Source organism: Sphingomonas sp. UV9, from assembly GCF_004101245.1.
In the GTDB taxonomy this organism is placed as follows: domain Bacteria; phylum Pseudomonadota; class Alphaproteobacteria; order Sphingomonadales; family Sphingomonadaceae; genus Sphingomonas.
In genome coordinates this window covers 703,406-716,144 of record NZ_SCIN01000003.1, presented here as the reverse complement: position 1 = coordinate 716,144, position 12,739 = coordinate 703,406, and the positions used below count along the sequence as shown (strand labels likewise).

The following is a 12,739-nucleotide window of genomic DNA, read 5'->3' as shown; positions in this document are numbered from 1 at the left end:
AGCCGTTTATGAAAAACCTGTCATGAAATTTCCGGGAGTGAATATGAACAAGACGATGATGGTGGCGCTTGCAAGCGTTGCCGCGCTGGGTTTCGCAATGCCTGCCGCTGCACAGGACGTGGCCGAGGAAGCGCCGTTCAGCGGCCTCTATGTCGGCGGCTCGTTCGGTTATGACGTCCAGCCCAACGACAACGGCGAGACGATCGCATTCGATCGCAATCTGGACGGCGTCTTCGGCGACACCATCTCGACTGCGACCGCCCCCAACGCGTTCTCGCCGGGCTTCTGCAACGGCCGCGCGACCAGCAACACCGCGCCCGCCGTCGGTGGTCGTGGTTGCCGTAGCGACAAGGATGGCATCGGCTATTCGGCGCGTGTCGGCGCGGACTACCAGCGCGGCAACATCGTCGTCGGTGTGGTCGGCGAATTCGGCAAGAACGAGATCAGCGACAGCGTCACCGCCTTCAGCACCACGCCCGCCTTCTACACGATGACGCGCGACCTGAAGTGGGAAGCATCGGCGCGCGGCCGCCTGGGCTATGCGGCGAACACGACGCTGTTCTACGGCACGTTCGGCGTCGGCTATGCCAACATCGACAACAGCTTCACGACCGGCAACACCGCCAACACCTTCACCACCAACGGTGGCAGCAAGGAATGGGGCATCGTCGGTGGTGGCGGTATCGAGCAGAAGCTGGGTCGCAACTTCTCGGTCGGTCTCGAATATCAGTACCACCAGTATCAGGACACCGATTACCGCGTTCGCGCATCGGGCGGCCCGACCGGCGGCCCCTTCACGCGCGGCAACACGGCTGGCACCGACTTCCGTCGCAGCTTCGACGATTTCCGCTGGCACAGCCTGCGCGCGACGGCTGCGTTTAGGTTCTGAGGCGACGGGCGGCCTGCGCCACGCTGGCGCAGGACTCGCCCGAGCCCGGCCGGCGTGGCAAGGCCGCGTCCGACGACATGGGCTTTGCCCATGATTAGCGTGATACGGAAAAGGCCGCTTCCTCAGGCGAGGGAGCGGCCTTCTTCTTTTGCGCGCTCGGTGCGCCGAGGAGTAATCCAATCGCCTCGTCATCCTGACGAGCGTGTTGCGAAGGCATGCCCGCCCTTCGCCCCAACACGACCTAAGAGCATGTTCCGGCGCTGAGCACGTGCCTTCAGGACCTTGGTTCCCCGCGAAGGCGGGGAACCAGACGGCCTCCCGCCTTCGCAGGAGAACAAGAAAGTTCAGCACACTCGCGTTTTGCGGCAGAGCACCACCCCGGCGAAGGCCGGGGCCCAATTGGGAAACGTTGCTAAGCGGGGTGAGCGCTCGGTAACCGCGACCTTTCCAACTGGGCCCCAGCCTCCGCCGGGGTGGTAGCAATTTTGAAAAAGGCCGCTTCCTGTCCCGAGAAAGCGGCCTTTTTTTTCACGCTAGCCATGGGCAAAGCCCATGTCGTCGGCCGCGGCTAGCCGCGCCGGCCGGGCTTGGGCGGGTCCTACGCCAAGTTGGCGCAGGACGCCCTGCGCCTCACCTAGGCCGCGGACCGCCGCCTCACCTAGGCCGCGGACCGCCGAACGGGAGCGGCGGGGTCGGGCGGCGATCGCGGCGCGGCAGCTGCGCTTGGTACGCATGGCCGCAGTGATCGACGCAATACGGGAAGCCGGGGTTCACCGCCTTTCCGCAGAAGTGGAAGTCGGGCTCGCCCGGATGACCCAGCGGCCATTTGCAGATCCGGTCGTTCAGCTCGAGCAGGCTCGTCTTGTTCGCCATTTCGGGCGACGGCTTGGCGGGCACGAGGCGGCGCGGCGGCGCGGGCGTGCTCGGGGGCTGCTGTTCACCGGGGGCCTGGCGAAGGAAACCACCAGGGCCGACCGAACGTAGGATCGGCTGCGGCGCACGAACGGGTGCAGCAACCGCCGGAGCAGCCTCATCCTCGTCTTCGTCCTCGTCGTCCTCGGGCCCTTCGACGACAGGCTCGACCATGACCGCCGCGGCGGGCTTCGGGGCAGCGACAACCGGCGCCGCGACGGGCGCTGGCTTGGGGGCCTCGACCTCGACCGGCTCGGGCGCAGAAACAGCGGGCGCGACCGACGCCGACGCCCCCGCCGCAGCAGCCGCCGCCGCCGCTTTGGCCTCGGGATCGGTCGGCTTCACCGGCGAGGGACGCGCCTGCAGTTCGAGGCGGTGCGCCTTGCCGATCACGGCATTGCGGCTGACGCCACCCAGTGCTTCGGCGATCTGGCTGGCGGTCTGGCCGGCCTCCCACATCGTCTTGAGCGTCTGGATGCGCTCGTCGGTCCAGGACATGTTCGTTCCTTAGTCTTCGTCAGCCGGGTTGCGGGCGGCAGCGGCAGCGATTACCCGCAACGCCTATGAGCAGCCAGCCCCCAATCGGTGAAATCCATTCGGCGGTGCGATCCGCCCCCGGCGTTCCCGTCATAAAGAGCGTGAACTGGGAGGGACTGCGAACCCTCTATATCAAGGAGGTGCGCCGGTTCTTCAAGGTGCAGCTTCAGACGGTGTGGGCGCCGGCGATCACCACCCTGCTGTTTCTGATCGTGTTCACGATCGCGACCGGTGCGAAAAGCCCGGTGCCGGTGGGCGGACAGATCGTCGATTTCGCCGATTTCATCGCTCCCGGCCTGATCATCGCGCAGGGCATGATGGGGCCGGCGTTCGCCAATGCGAGCTTCTCGCTCCTCGCCGGCAAGATGCAGGGGACGATCGTCGATTATCTCCAGCCGCCGCTGTCGACCGGCGAGCTGCTGACCGGGCTGGTTGGCGGTGCCGTCACGCGCGCCGTGATCGTCGGCATCGTCGTGTGGGCGGCAATGGCGCTGTACCCGGGCGTGCACGTGACGCCGCATGCGCCGCTGGCGATCCTGTGGTTCGGGTTGCTGGGCGCAGTGTTCCTCGCGCTGCTGGGCGTGCTGACCTCGATCTGGGCGGACAAGTTCGATCATGCCGCCGCGGTCACCAACTTCGTGATCGCGCCGCTGTCGCTGCTGTCAGGGACTTTCTACTCGGTCGACAAGCTGGCGCCGGCGTTTCGTACGTTCAGCCATGCGAACCCGTTCTTCTACGTCATCTCCGGCTTCCGCTACGGGTTCCTCGGGATGGCGGATTCGCCGGTGATGATCGGCGGGATCGTGATCCTGCTGATCGATCTGGCGCTGGCCGTGCTCTGTTACCGCCTGCTCAAGACGGGTTGGAAGCTGAAGAACTGATGCGTGGGCTCGCACTCTGGCTGGTGGCATTACTGATGGCGTTGCTGCCGACAGCGGCCTCGGCGCAGGGTGCGGCCGATCCGGCATTGCGGGCGAGGGCGGATGCGCTGGTCGCGATCCTCGACGGGCGCGGCACGTACGATACCTATTTCGCCGCGCGCTTCCGCGAGAAGGTGCCGAAGGCCAAGTTCGCAACCATCCTCGCGCAGTTGAAGGCCACGCTCGGTGAGCCGCAGAAGATCGACTCGCTGACTGCGACTTCGGCTTGGGCCGCGGATCTGGTCGTGGGGTATGCGCGCGGGACGGCTAGCGTTCGCCTGGCGATCGATCCGGCCGCACCACATGCCGCGACCGGGTTGCTGATCACCGGCACGGGCGCACGCGACGACAGCCTCGCCAAGATCGAAGCGGAGTTTCGCGCGCTGCCGGGCGCCAGTGGCGTCGGGCTATACGCGTTGGGCGAAGGCAAGCCGCAGCCGATCTTCGAATACCGTGCCGATGTGGCTGCACCGCTCGGGTCGGCGTTCAAGCTGTGGGTGCTGGCGGAACTGGCGCGACAGGTCGCGGCGGACGAGCGCCACTGGGCGGACGTCGTGAAGGTCGGCGCGCCGTCCCTCCCCTCCGGCGTGTTGCAGACGTGGCCCGCGGGATCGCCGGTGACCGTGCAGACACTGGCGACGCTGATGATCTCGATCAGCGACAACACCGCGACGGATACGCTGCTGACGACGCTGGGGCGTGCGAAGGTCGACACGCTGGCCAAGGCTGAAGGCGGGACGGTGCCGGTGATGACCACGCGCGAGATGTTCGCGCTGAAGAGCGATCCGGCGTTGATGAAGGCGTGGGCGGCGGGCTCGGTGGACGAGCGGCGCGCGTTGCTGGTCGACAATGCGGTGAAGATCGCCACCGCCAAGCTGGATCCTAGCGTTTTCGCGGGGAAGCCCGTGGCGATCGACAGCGTCGAGTGGTTTGCGAGCCCGGCGGCGATGGCGGGCCCGCTGGACCGGCTGCGCGGCGCGGATGCGACGACGAAGGCGGTGCTGGCGGTAAATGCGGGGGTAGACCCGACGATCGCGGGACGGTTTCGATATATCGGCTTCAAGGGCGGCGGCGAGCCCGGGGTGCTGAGCTTGAACTACCTCGTCCAGGCGAAGGACGGGCGCTGGTATGCCGCGACCGGGAACTGGCACCGGGTGGACGCCGCGGTGAACGAGTTGCGGTTCGCAGGATTGATGGGCCGGGCGCTGGCGTTGCTCGCGGCGCGGTAAACGATATTTTTCCGCGTGCCCGTTTCTCCCGGGCACCACCAGGGTGGCAAAATCAATATGGTGAGTATTGGGGCTAAGCCCGGCCAGCCGCCTGCCAGCTATCGGCGCAGAGTCCGTAGATCAGGCTGTCGCGCAGGCCCAGATGCGTCTCCCACTCGTCGCGCAACAGACGTTCGCGGCGAAACCCCAGCCGCTCCAGCAGCAGGATCGACGCGGCATTCTCGGTATCGGCATCCGCGAAGACGCGGCTACGTCCTTCCGCGAACAGCCGGTCGATCACCGCCGACACGGCCTCGCGCGCGATCCCCCGCCCCCACGCTTCCCGCGCGAGGATGAAGCCGATCTCCGTTACCCCTGCCCCGTCCGCCTCGCTGCCCGAAACCCAGCCGATCGCGCGATCGTCGCCGGTCCGTGTGATCGCCCAGGTCCGCTGGTTACCCGGCGCGGCTTCCTCGGCAAGGTAGGTGCGGACGTCGTCGACGCTGCTGAGCGGGCCGTCGGCCGAATAGGTCATCAACTCGGCATCGGCGAGCATCGGGTGCAACGCCGTCGCATCGCCTTCGACGAGCGGGCGCAACCGCAGCCGCTGCGTCTGCAGCACCGGCGATACACCGGCGCGCCGTGGCCTACGTCTCGGCCGTCTCACGCGGTCAGCGCGTCCACGAGCGCCCGGACTTTCTTCTGGCGCCACTGCGGGAGAGGGGCGACGAGCCAATAGCCCCCCTTCGACGGCTGAGACTCGCCGATGACCTGGACGCGAGACTGTGCAAGATCGCGCCGCGCCAGCAGTTCCGGTACGGTCGCACGTCCGAGCCCCGCCGCCGCTGCGTCGATCGCGAGCCCGGCATCGGTGACACGGACCAGCGCGATGCCGTCTTCTCCCGACCAGGCGATCACCGACTCGCTATCCGTGCCGGGCTTGGCGATCGTCACCATGCCTTCGGATTCGAGCGCCTCGCCCTCATGCTCGCCCGGACCTTCGCCCCAGCGGATCGCGAGATCGAGATTGGCCTCGGTGAAGTCGACATTCTCGTCGGCGGTAATGAGCACGAAGCGGAGTTCGGGATCGGCCTCGGCGATCTGCGCAAGCCGAGGCATCAGCCACTTTTCGGTCAGGTCGCGGGGCGCGGCGATCGTCAGCGACTTAGACGACTGCCCGGCCTGCATCGCGCGCACGGCCTCCTCGAACTGGAGGAAACCGCCACGCAGCGCCCCCAACCCCGCCTCGGCCTCCGGCGTCAATTCAAGCCCGCGGGTGGTGCGGCGGAACAGGACGACGCCGAGCGTATCCTCCAGCGCGCGGATCTGCTGCCCGACCGCGGCCGGGGTGACCGCGAGCTCGTCCGCAGCGCGCGTGAACGACAGATGCCGCGCCGCCGCGTCGAGTACGCGCAGGCCGTTCAACGGGAGATGCGTGCGCTTCATCGCGGCCTCCTCAATTAAGCACCGCAGGCGCGAACAGCGCGAAACGCGGGATTTCTACCGCAAACACCGCGCCGTCCTCGCGGACCATCTGGTAGCTCCCCTGCATCGCCCCCGATGGCGTCGCGAGCGGGCAGCCCGAAACATAGTCGAAGCTCGCGCCCGGCTCGATCACGGGCTGTTCGCCGACCACGCCCTCACCCTCGACCGAATGCCGCGCGCCCCGGCCGTCGGTGATCACCCAATGGCGGGTCAGCAGCTGGACGCTTTCGTCGCCCTCGTTCTCGAGGCGGATGTGATACGCCCAGAACCAGCGGCCGCGTTCGGGCTCGGACTGTTCGGGCAGATAGCTTACCGACACGCGCACCGTCACCCCATCGGTCGTCGCCGCGTTGGGGAACAGCGCCTTCATAGACCCGCCTTGCTCAGGGCCTGGTCGAGATCGTCGATCACGTCCTGCGCGTCTTCGAGCCCGACGTTGATCCGCAACAGGCCTTCGGTCACGCCCATCTCGGCCTGCTTGTCGGGCGAGACGCTCGCATGCGTGGTCGAGGCCGGATGCGTCATCAGCGAGCGCGAGTCGCCGATGTTGTTCGAGATATCGACCAGTTCGAGCCCGTCGAGCAACGCATGCGCCTGTTCGCGCCCCTCGACCTCGAACGCGAAGATCGGGCCGCAGGCGTCCATCTGGCGCATCGCGAGTTCGTGTTGCGGGTGGCTCGGCAGGAAGGGGTGGAGCACGCGCGGTACGCGGCCTTCCAGAAACTGGCCGACCTTCATCGCGTTCTCGGACTGGCGGTGGATCCGCAGATCGAGCGTCTCCAAGCCCTTGAGCACGACCCAGGCATTGAACGGCGACAGCGTCGGCCCGGTGTTGCGCGTGAAGGGCAGCAGCGTGTTGGTGATGAAGTCCTCGGTCCCGCAGACCGCGCCGGCGAGTACGCGGCCCTGCCCGTCCATCATCTTGGTCGCGCTGTACGCGGTGACGTCGGCGCCGAACTCCATCGGCCGCTGAAGTGCCGGTGTCGCGAACGCATTGTCGACCACCGTCGTGATGCCGTGCTCGCGCGCGATGGCGCAGATCGCGGTCAGGTCGGCGATGTCCATCGTCGGGTTGGCGGGCGTCTCGAAGAAGAACACCTTCGTCTCGGGGCGGATCGCGTCGAGGAACGCCTGCGGATCGCGCGCATCGACGATCGTCGTGGCGATCCCGAACTTCGGCAGCAACGTATCGGTCAGCCATCGGCACGATCCGAACGCCGCGCGCCCGCCGACGAGGTGATCGCCGGTCTGGAGCTGGCACAGCAACGCCGCAGTCATCGCCGCCATGCCCGTCGCCATCGTCCGGCACGCCTCGGCACCCTCCAGCAGCGCGATCCGCTCCTCGAGCATCTGCACGGTCGGGTTCTGCAGGCGGGAATAGGTCATCCCCTGCTGCTCGCCGGCAAAGCGCGCCGCGGCGTCGCCCGCCTTGTCGTAGCAATAGCCCGAGGTGAGGAACAACGCCTCCGACGTCTCGCCATATTCGCTGCGGGCGGTGCCGCCGCGGATGGCGCGCGTCGCGGGACGCCAATTCTGGGTGATCGAACGATCCTGGCCGGTCTTGCGCTTCATGCCCGTCGCTTTGCCGGGGGGGAGCCGCGATGACAAGCCTTGCGGTCTCGTCGGGCGGCGGAGATGCACCGCAACACCTCAATCCTCCCCCGCCAGGGGGAGGTGGCTGGCACCTTTGCCAGACGGAGGGGGCGGTAAGGGAAACGTCTGTTCCGTGTCCTCCCCCTCCGTCACCTTCGGTGCCACCTCCCCCTTGCGGGGGAGGATTTTAGAGCTCGCCTAGTACCGCCCCCAGGTGAACTTTGACGACAGCGCGTAGTTCCAGACCGCGCCGACCAGCACGCCGACCAGCGCCGACATCGCCCAGGCGCCGTTGCGGAAATCGTGGAGGAACGCCGCGACGCCGACGTTCGCGATCGCGCCGACCGAACAGATGAGCGCGAACGACACCCAGCCGTCGAGCATCTGCCGCCACCCCTTCAAGCGGCGGTCGCGATACGTGAGCGCGTTGTTGAGGAAGAAATTGAGCGTCAGCGCGGCGAGCGTCGCGACGATCTCGCCCACGACGAAATTCGCCCCGAACCCGACGAACAGCGCACTCAGCACCGCCATGTGGATCCCGACGCCCAACACCCCGATCGCGGAGAACATCGCGAACCGTACCGGCACGATACGCCCGAACATCCGGTCGTAGATCGCGATCAGATATTCCATCGCGACGACGTGATCGAGCTTGCTCTCGCCTTCGGTGCGACAGCGGAAGGTGTAGGGGACCTCGACGAAGCGCAGCGGCGTCGGCGAGGCCGTCAGCAGATCGAGCAGAATCTTGAAGCCGATCGCCGACAGCGACGGCGCGAGGCTGCGGACGATATCGGTGCGGATCATGAAGAAGCCACTCATCGGATCGTTGAGATCGCACTTCAACACGCGGCGCGACATCCTGGTGGCGAGCGCGGATTTGGCGACGCGGTCGCTGTCCCATTCCCCGGTGCCGCCGCCAGCGACGAAGCGCGAGCCGATCACCACGTCGGTCTCGTCCGTCTTCAGCAAGTCGAGCATCGCCGGCAGCAGCGTCTCGTCGTGCTGGAGATCGCCGTCGATCACCGCGACGACCGGCGCCGCGGTCGCGCACATCCCCTCGATGCACGCCGACGACAGCCCACGCCGGCCGATCCGCTGGATCACGCGCACGCGCTTGTCGAGCCGGGCGATCTCGCGCGCGGCGTCGGCGGTGCCGTCGGGACTGTCGTCGTCGACGAAGATCGCCTCCCAGTTGCGCCCGGCCAGCGCCTGGTCGAGCTTGGCGATCAACGTGGGCACGTTGGCCTTCTCGTTGAACGTCGGAATGACGATCGCAAGTTCGAGAAGGTCGGCGATCACGGGGTCAACCGAGTTCGGCGAGAACGGCGTCGCCCATCGCCGACGTCGACAGCGTGCCGCCGAGATCGGGCGTGCGCGCACCGCCGAGAATCGCCGCGGCGACCGCGGCCTCGATCCGGTCGGCGGCGTCGGGCAGCCCGAGCGAATGCCGCAGCATCATCGCCGCGGACAGGATCGCCGCGCACGGATTGGCCTTGCCCTGCCCGGCGATGTCGGGCGCGCTGCCGTGGATCGGTTCGTACATGCCCTTGCTCGAGTCGTTGAGCGCCGCGGACGGGAGCATGCCGATCGAGCCCGCGCACATCGACGCCTCGTCGGACAGAATATCGCCGAACAGATTGCCCGTGACGATCACGTCGAACTGGCCCGGGTTGCGGACCATCTGCATCGCGGCGTTGTCGACATACATGTGGCTGAGTGCGACATCGGGATAGTCGGCCGCAACCTCGATCACGACGTCGCGCCAGAGCTGCGAGGTCTCGAGCACATTGGCCTTATCGACCGACAACAGCTTGCCCTTGCGGGTACGCGCGGTCTCGAAGCCGACGCGGGCGATGCGCGCGATCTCGGTCTCGTCGTAGCGCATCTCGTCATGGCCTTCGCGCAGGCCGTCGGCGGTGGTGCGGATGCCCTTCACGCCGAAATACACGTCGCCGGTCAGTTCGCGGACGATGACCATGTCGATCGAGCGGGCGATCTCGGGACGCAGCGCGGAGGCGTCCTCGAGCCCGGCGAACAGCTTGGCAGGCCGCAGGTTCGCGAACAGGCCGAGGTCCTTGCGCAGGCCGAGAATGGCTTGCTCGGGGCGGAACTGGCGTTCGAGCGCGTCGCAGTCGGGATCGCCGACCGCACCGAACAGGATGGCGTCGGCACGCCGCGCGAGGTCGAGCGTCTCGGGCGGCAGCGGATGCCCCGCGGCCTTGTACGCGGCGCCGCCGACGAGGCCCTCCTCATAGGTCAGGTCGAGGCCGAGCGTATCGAGCACCCGGCGCGCTTCCGCGGTGACTTCGGGTCCGATGCCGTCGCCGGCCAGTATCGCGATCAAGGGCATGTGCGTTCCTCCTGCGCGGCCCTTGCCGGGCGAGGCACGCTCACGCAACCGCCCTTTTGAGCCGATCGACCAGCCGGTCGCGCGCCGCCAACGGGTCGGCGCGCCGGTCGACGAGGATGTCGCGCGCGAGGAAATGGCCGGTCAATCGCAGCCCGTCAAAGATCTCGGGCCAGTCCGCCTCGCCCCCGGCCTTGAGGAAGCGCGGCAACCGCAACAATTTGGCCTCGTACCCGAACGCCGCCCCCCGCGAGACGGCTGCGCCACTCTTGGGGGAAACGAAATCTAGGTCGTCGATCGATCCGCTGGCGACGCAGCGATCGAGATCGAGACCGAAGCCGAGTTCCGCGAGCAGCAGCAATTCGTACCGCACCAACGCCGCCGCCCAGCCGCGCGCAGAGGGCGCCACCTCGATCGCGCTGAGCACCCCCTCCAGCGCGTCGTGGATCTGCGGATAGGGCTGCGCCTCGGGCAGCGCGGCGGCGGTCAGCGCGGTGCTCCATTCGAGCGCGCCGGCGGCAAGCGGCTCGCCGTGCATCTGCGCACGGCTGTGGACCAGCTCGGCCGTCAGCGAGGCAAGCTGTTCGCCGGTCCGCGCGCGCCATTCGCCCTGGATGACGTTCGCCTGGAGCAACACCGGCCGCATCGCCCGCGACCGGCCGCCGCGGACATAACCGGGCTGGACACCATCGTTCCGGGTGAGCGCACGCACGATCGCGCCATGCTCGCCGTGCTGGCGGACGGCGACGACGATGGCGGCTGCGCGGAGATGCATAAGGTGTTCTTAGCCTCTCTTGTGGTGCGTGGGAGACCTCTTGTTCCGCTTGCCCGTCATCCTGACGGAAGTCAGGATGACGGGGGGTGCCGTACGACGATAGAATCTTGATCAAATCCTAGCGCCGGATCTTCTTCGCCAGCCTCGTGAGTGCGGGATGCGCGGCGACGCGCTTTGCCGCGGTTACCGTTGCATCGAAGGTCCGCAGCGCCGCTACCGTCGCGCGATTGCCCGGCGTCCTCCGCAGCAACAGCACATCGACGCACGCCGTCCCGCCGGTGGAGAATTGCCGCTTGTGCTGCCCTTCCCCCTCGGTGAAGTCGAACCGCACAAACCGCCCCTCCGCGAACAGCTCGCGCATCGCCTCGACCTGCAAGACAGCGCCCGGCGACAGCTCGCTATGCGCCGGATCATGCCCCACATAGGTGTAGCACAGCGACTCTCCATCAGCCGTGCAGCACAGATATGCGACCGGAACCCCCGCGAAAAACAACAGCCAGGCACGCAACCCGTCCTGCGCGGCGAGCGATTCGAGATAGCGCACCGAGGCCGCATCGTCCGGCAGTCCCGATCCGAGCAGCTTCTCCTGATAGGTCGTCGCCGACACCGCGCGGGCAAGCGGATGAAACTCCGCGAACGCCGCCGCCTCGTGATAACGCCGGATATCGAGCGCACCGCCATTTGCGACCGCGAGCTTCCTGGCCTTGCGCTTGATCCCCGACCGCGCGCTGCCCGACAAGCCTGCCAACCACGCAGCCTCCCCCGCCGACAGATCGGCATGATACCGCCTGTAGCGCTGCCGGACGAAGGCGAGCAGGCCGTGATCATCGAGACCGGCAAGCATCGGTTCGGGCAACGACGTCACCAGATATCCATCGGCGTCGTCGGGCAGCCGCGGCAGGATCGGTGCGGTCGCCGCGAGCACGGCATCGAGCGAAAACGGCACGCGCACCAATTGCCGGGTAATGGTCGCCAGGGTCCGGGCACCGATCTGGAACTTCAGCGGCAATCGCCGAGCCGCAATTTCCACCATTACAGCCCGCGCGATCGCGGCCGTTCCTCGACCCAGTTCGACCAGAGCTGTTCGGCCTGCCGCCAGCGGGTCCGCAGCTGATCGGGCGCGAGCGGCGTGTCCGCGCGATCGACCGCGAGCGGCGCCCGATCCGCGAAATGATGCGTCGGCAACACGTCGCGCATCTCCGACAGCATCCCGCACAACGCCGTGAAACGCCGCACATGGACCGCGTTGGGTCGCGTGCCGCTCCGGTTCGCCAGTTCGAAACCGTGGCTGACGATCGTCACCACCGCATGGCCGGATACCGCCGCATGCTCCAGCGCGTCATAGGTCTCGCCAGTCGACAGCGCGCAGAGCTGGAAGGTCCGGATCTTGTCCCGCCGATCCTCGATCACGGTGACGGGCACTTCGATCAGGCCCTTGTCCTGTGCGCGCCGCACAGGGGAAATCTGCTGCGCGGGCAACGAGATACGGCTCGTTCCCGGCGCCTCCGAGCCATTATGGCTGCTGTCGTAGCTGAACCCGAGCGTCGCGAGCGCAGTCAACGTGTCGTCATTGGCCGCATAGCTGCCGGCCCGGAAGGCGATGGGATGCGGTGCTCCCGCCTCGACCAGCAATTCGGTGGCGCGCATGAGCAGGTCGGTCTGCTCGGCGAGACTATAGTCGAACAGCGAGAACCGCTCGTGCGCGGCGCCGCGGTCGCCGGCCTTGGCGGTCGTCCAATGGGGGTGGAGGTGAAGTTGAACCTCCTGTCCCGCGTCGAGAATCGTCTCGATCATGCGACGAATGGGGGCAAGGCCGAAGGTGATGGCTGGCATCGGATCGACGAAGAAGCACGCCTTCAGATCATGCCGTGCGAGTTCGGCCAATTGGTAGGCGAGCCCGACGCCGGCCGGCTCGAGCGACCGCGCGTAGATCGCATCGCAATCCAGCCCGGCGACATGGTGCCGCCATGCGAACTCGGTGTCGATGGTCAGGAAGACGGGCGTGGTCACTGCGCCAGCTCTATCCGAGGATAATGAAGATAGGGTTTCGTTCTCTCACGATAGCGCGCCATC

The 12,739-nt window shown here is 67.2% G+C and carries 13 protein-coding genes; 3 read left to right on the top strand and 10 right to left on the bottom strand.

Annotated features, from left to right (window positions below; all coding sequences use genetic code 11):
• Positions 1 to 43 precede the first annotated feature (43 nt).
• Positions 44 to 889 (top strand): outer membrane beta-barrel protein, encoded by an 846-nt coding sequence (locus tag EQZ23_RS15575; RefSeq protein ID WP_128455317.1) that lies wholly within the window; start codon positions 44 to 46, stop codon positions 887 to 889.
• 654 nt (positions 890 to 1,543) lie between these two features.
• Here EQZ23_RS15575 and EQZ23_RS15570 read toward each other — a convergent pair.
• Entirely contained in the window at positions 1,544 to 2,299 is a 756-nt protein-coding gene (locus EQZ23_RS15570) for a GcrA family cell cycle regulator (protein WP_128455316.1), read from the bottom strand.
• 65 nt (positions 2,300 to 2,364) lie between these two features.
• On the opposite strand from EQZ23_RS15570, the gene EQZ23_RS15565 reads away from it, so the two are divergent.
• Together EQZ23_RS15565 and EQZ23_RS15560 are read left to right on the top strand one after the other, a co-directional pair.
• Positions 2,365 to 3,219: an ABC transporter permease gene (locus tag EQZ23_RS15565; RefSeq protein WP_128455315.1), complete on the top strand. Its 855-nt coding sequence runs from the start codon at positions 2,365 to 2,367 to the stop codon at positions 3,217 to 3,219.
• Positions 3,219 to 4,487 (top strand): serine hydrolase, encoded by a 1,269-nt coding sequence (locus EQZ23_RS15560; protein ID WP_128455314.1) that lies wholly within the window; start codon positions 3,219 to 3,221, stop codon positions 4,485 to 4,487. Before EQZ23_RS15565 ends, EQZ23_RS15560 begins: the two co-directional genes overlap by 1 nt.
• Before the next feature lie 73 nt (positions 4,488 to 4,560).
• Here the strand turns inward: EQZ23_RS15560 and EQZ23_RS15555 are convergent, their stop codons facing one another.
• The 9 genes from EQZ23_RS15555 to EQZ23_RS15515 form a co-directional block, all read right to left on the bottom strand.
• Positions 4,561 to 5,088, bottom strand: a complete 528-nt coding sequence (locus EQZ23_RS15555) for a GNAT family N-acetyltransferase (RefSeq protein WP_240663608.1) — start codon at positions 5,086 to 5,088, stop codon at positions 4,561 to 4,563.
• Between the two features lie 41 nt (positions 5,089 to 5,129).
• Positions 5,130 to 5,912: a LysR family transcriptional regulator gene (locus EQZ23_RS15550; RefSeq protein WP_128455312.1), complete on the bottom strand. Its 783-nt coding sequence runs from the start codon at positions 5,910 to 5,912 to the stop codon at positions 5,130 to 5,132.
• A gap of 10 nt (positions 5,913 to 5,922) precedes the next feature.
• On the bottom strand, positions 5,923 to 6,321 hold the full coding sequence (apaG, locus tag EQZ23_RS15545) for a Co2+/Mg2+ efflux protein ApaG (protein WP_128455311.1): 399 nt from the start codon (positions 6,319 to 6,321) through the stop codon (positions 5,923 to 5,925).
• The gene (locus EQZ23_RS15540; RefSeq protein ID WP_128455310.1) at positions 6,318 to 7,523 is read right to left on the bottom strand and encodes an aminotransferase class I/II-fold pyridoxal phosphate-dependent enzyme; all 1,206 of its coding nucleotides are present in this window, start codon (positions 7,521 to 7,523) and stop codon (positions 6,318 to 6,320) included. Before EQZ23_RS15540 ends, apaG begins: the two co-directional genes overlap by 4 nt.
• A 219-nt stretch (positions 7,524 to 7,742) precedes the next feature.
• A complete protein-coding gene (locus EQZ23_RS15535; RefSeq protein ID WP_128455626.1) occupies positions 7,743 to 8,840 on the bottom strand; it encodes a glycosyltransferase family 2 protein in 1,098 nt (365 codons plus the stop codon).
• A gap of 7 nt (positions 8,841 to 8,847) precedes the next feature.
• The gene (gene leuB / locus EQZ23_RS15530) at positions 8,848 to 9,894 is read right to left on the bottom strand and encodes a 3-isopropylmalate dehydrogenase (protein ID WP_128455309.1); all 1,047 of its coding nucleotides are present in this window, start codon (positions 9,892 to 9,894) and stop codon (positions 8,848 to 8,850) included.
• 40 nt (positions 9,895 to 9,934) lie between these two features.
• Positions 9,935 to 10,666 carry a DNA repair protein RecO gene (recO, locus tag EQZ23_RS15525; protein WP_128455308.1) on the bottom strand — a complete coding sequence of 244 codons (732 nt, stop codon included), beginning with the start codon at positions 10,664 to 10,666 and terminating at the stop codon, positions 9,935 to 9,937.
• Between the two features lie 118 nt (positions 10,667 to 10,784).
• Positions 10,785 to 11,699 (bottom strand): GNAT family N-acetyltransferase, encoded by a 915-nt coding sequence (locus EQZ23_RS15520; RefSeq protein ID WP_128455307.1) that lies wholly within the window; start codon positions 11,697 to 11,699, stop codon positions 10,785 to 10,787.
• A complete protein-coding gene (locus tag EQZ23_RS15515) occupies positions 11,699 to 12,676 on the bottom strand; it encodes a polysaccharide deacetylase (RefSeq protein ID WP_128455306.1) in 978 nt (325 codons plus the stop codon). Before EQZ23_RS15515 ends, EQZ23_RS15520 begins: the two co-directional genes overlap by 1 nt.
• Between the last annotated feature and the right edge of the window lie 63 nt (positions 12,677 to 12,739).

What these genes read in the sequence shown, in the direction of transcription:
- EQZ23_RS15575 (WP_128455317.1), top strand. Translation starts at nt 44, where the DNA reads ATGAACAAGACGATGATGGTGGCGCTTGCAAGCGTTGCCGCGCTGGGT.
- EQZ23_RS15570 (WP_128455316.1), bottom strand. Translation starts at nt 2,299, where the DNA reads ATGTCCTGGACCGACGAGCGCATCCAGACGCTCAAGACGATGTGGGAG.
- EQZ23_RS15565 (WP_128455315.1), top strand. Translation starts at nt 2,365, where the DNA reads ATGAGCAGCCAGCCCCCAATCGGTGAAATCCATTCGGCGGTGCGATCC.
- EQZ23_RS15560 (WP_128455314.1), top strand. Translation starts at nt 3,219, where the DNA reads ATGCGTGGGCTCGCACTCTGGCTGGTGGCATTACTGATGGCGTTGCTG.
- EQZ23_RS15550 (WP_128455312.1), bottom strand. Translation starts at nt 5,912, where the DNA reads ATGAAGCGCACGCATCTCCCGTTGAACGGCCTGCGCGTACTCGACGCG.
- apaG (WP_128455311.1), bottom strand. Translation starts at nt 6,321, where the DNA reads ATGAAGGCGCTGTTCCCCAACGCGGCGACGACCGATGGGGTGACGGTG.
- EQZ23_RS15540 (WP_128455310.1), bottom strand. Translation starts at nt 7,523, where the DNA reads ATGAAGCGCAAGACCGGCCAGGATCGTTCGATCACCCAGAATTGGCGT.
- leuB (WP_128455309.1), bottom strand. Translation starts at nt 9,894, where the DNA reads ATGCCCTTGATCGCGATACTGGCCGGCGACGGCATCGGACCCGAAGTC.
- recO (WP_128455308.1), bottom strand. Translation starts at nt 10,666, where the DNA reads ATGCATCTCCGCGCAGCCGCCATCGTCGTCGCCGTCCGCCAGCACGGC.
- EQZ23_RS15520 (WP_128455307.1), bottom strand. Translation starts at nt 11,699, where the DNA reads ATGGTGGAAATTGCGGCTCGGCGATTGCCGCTGAAGTTCCAGATCGGT.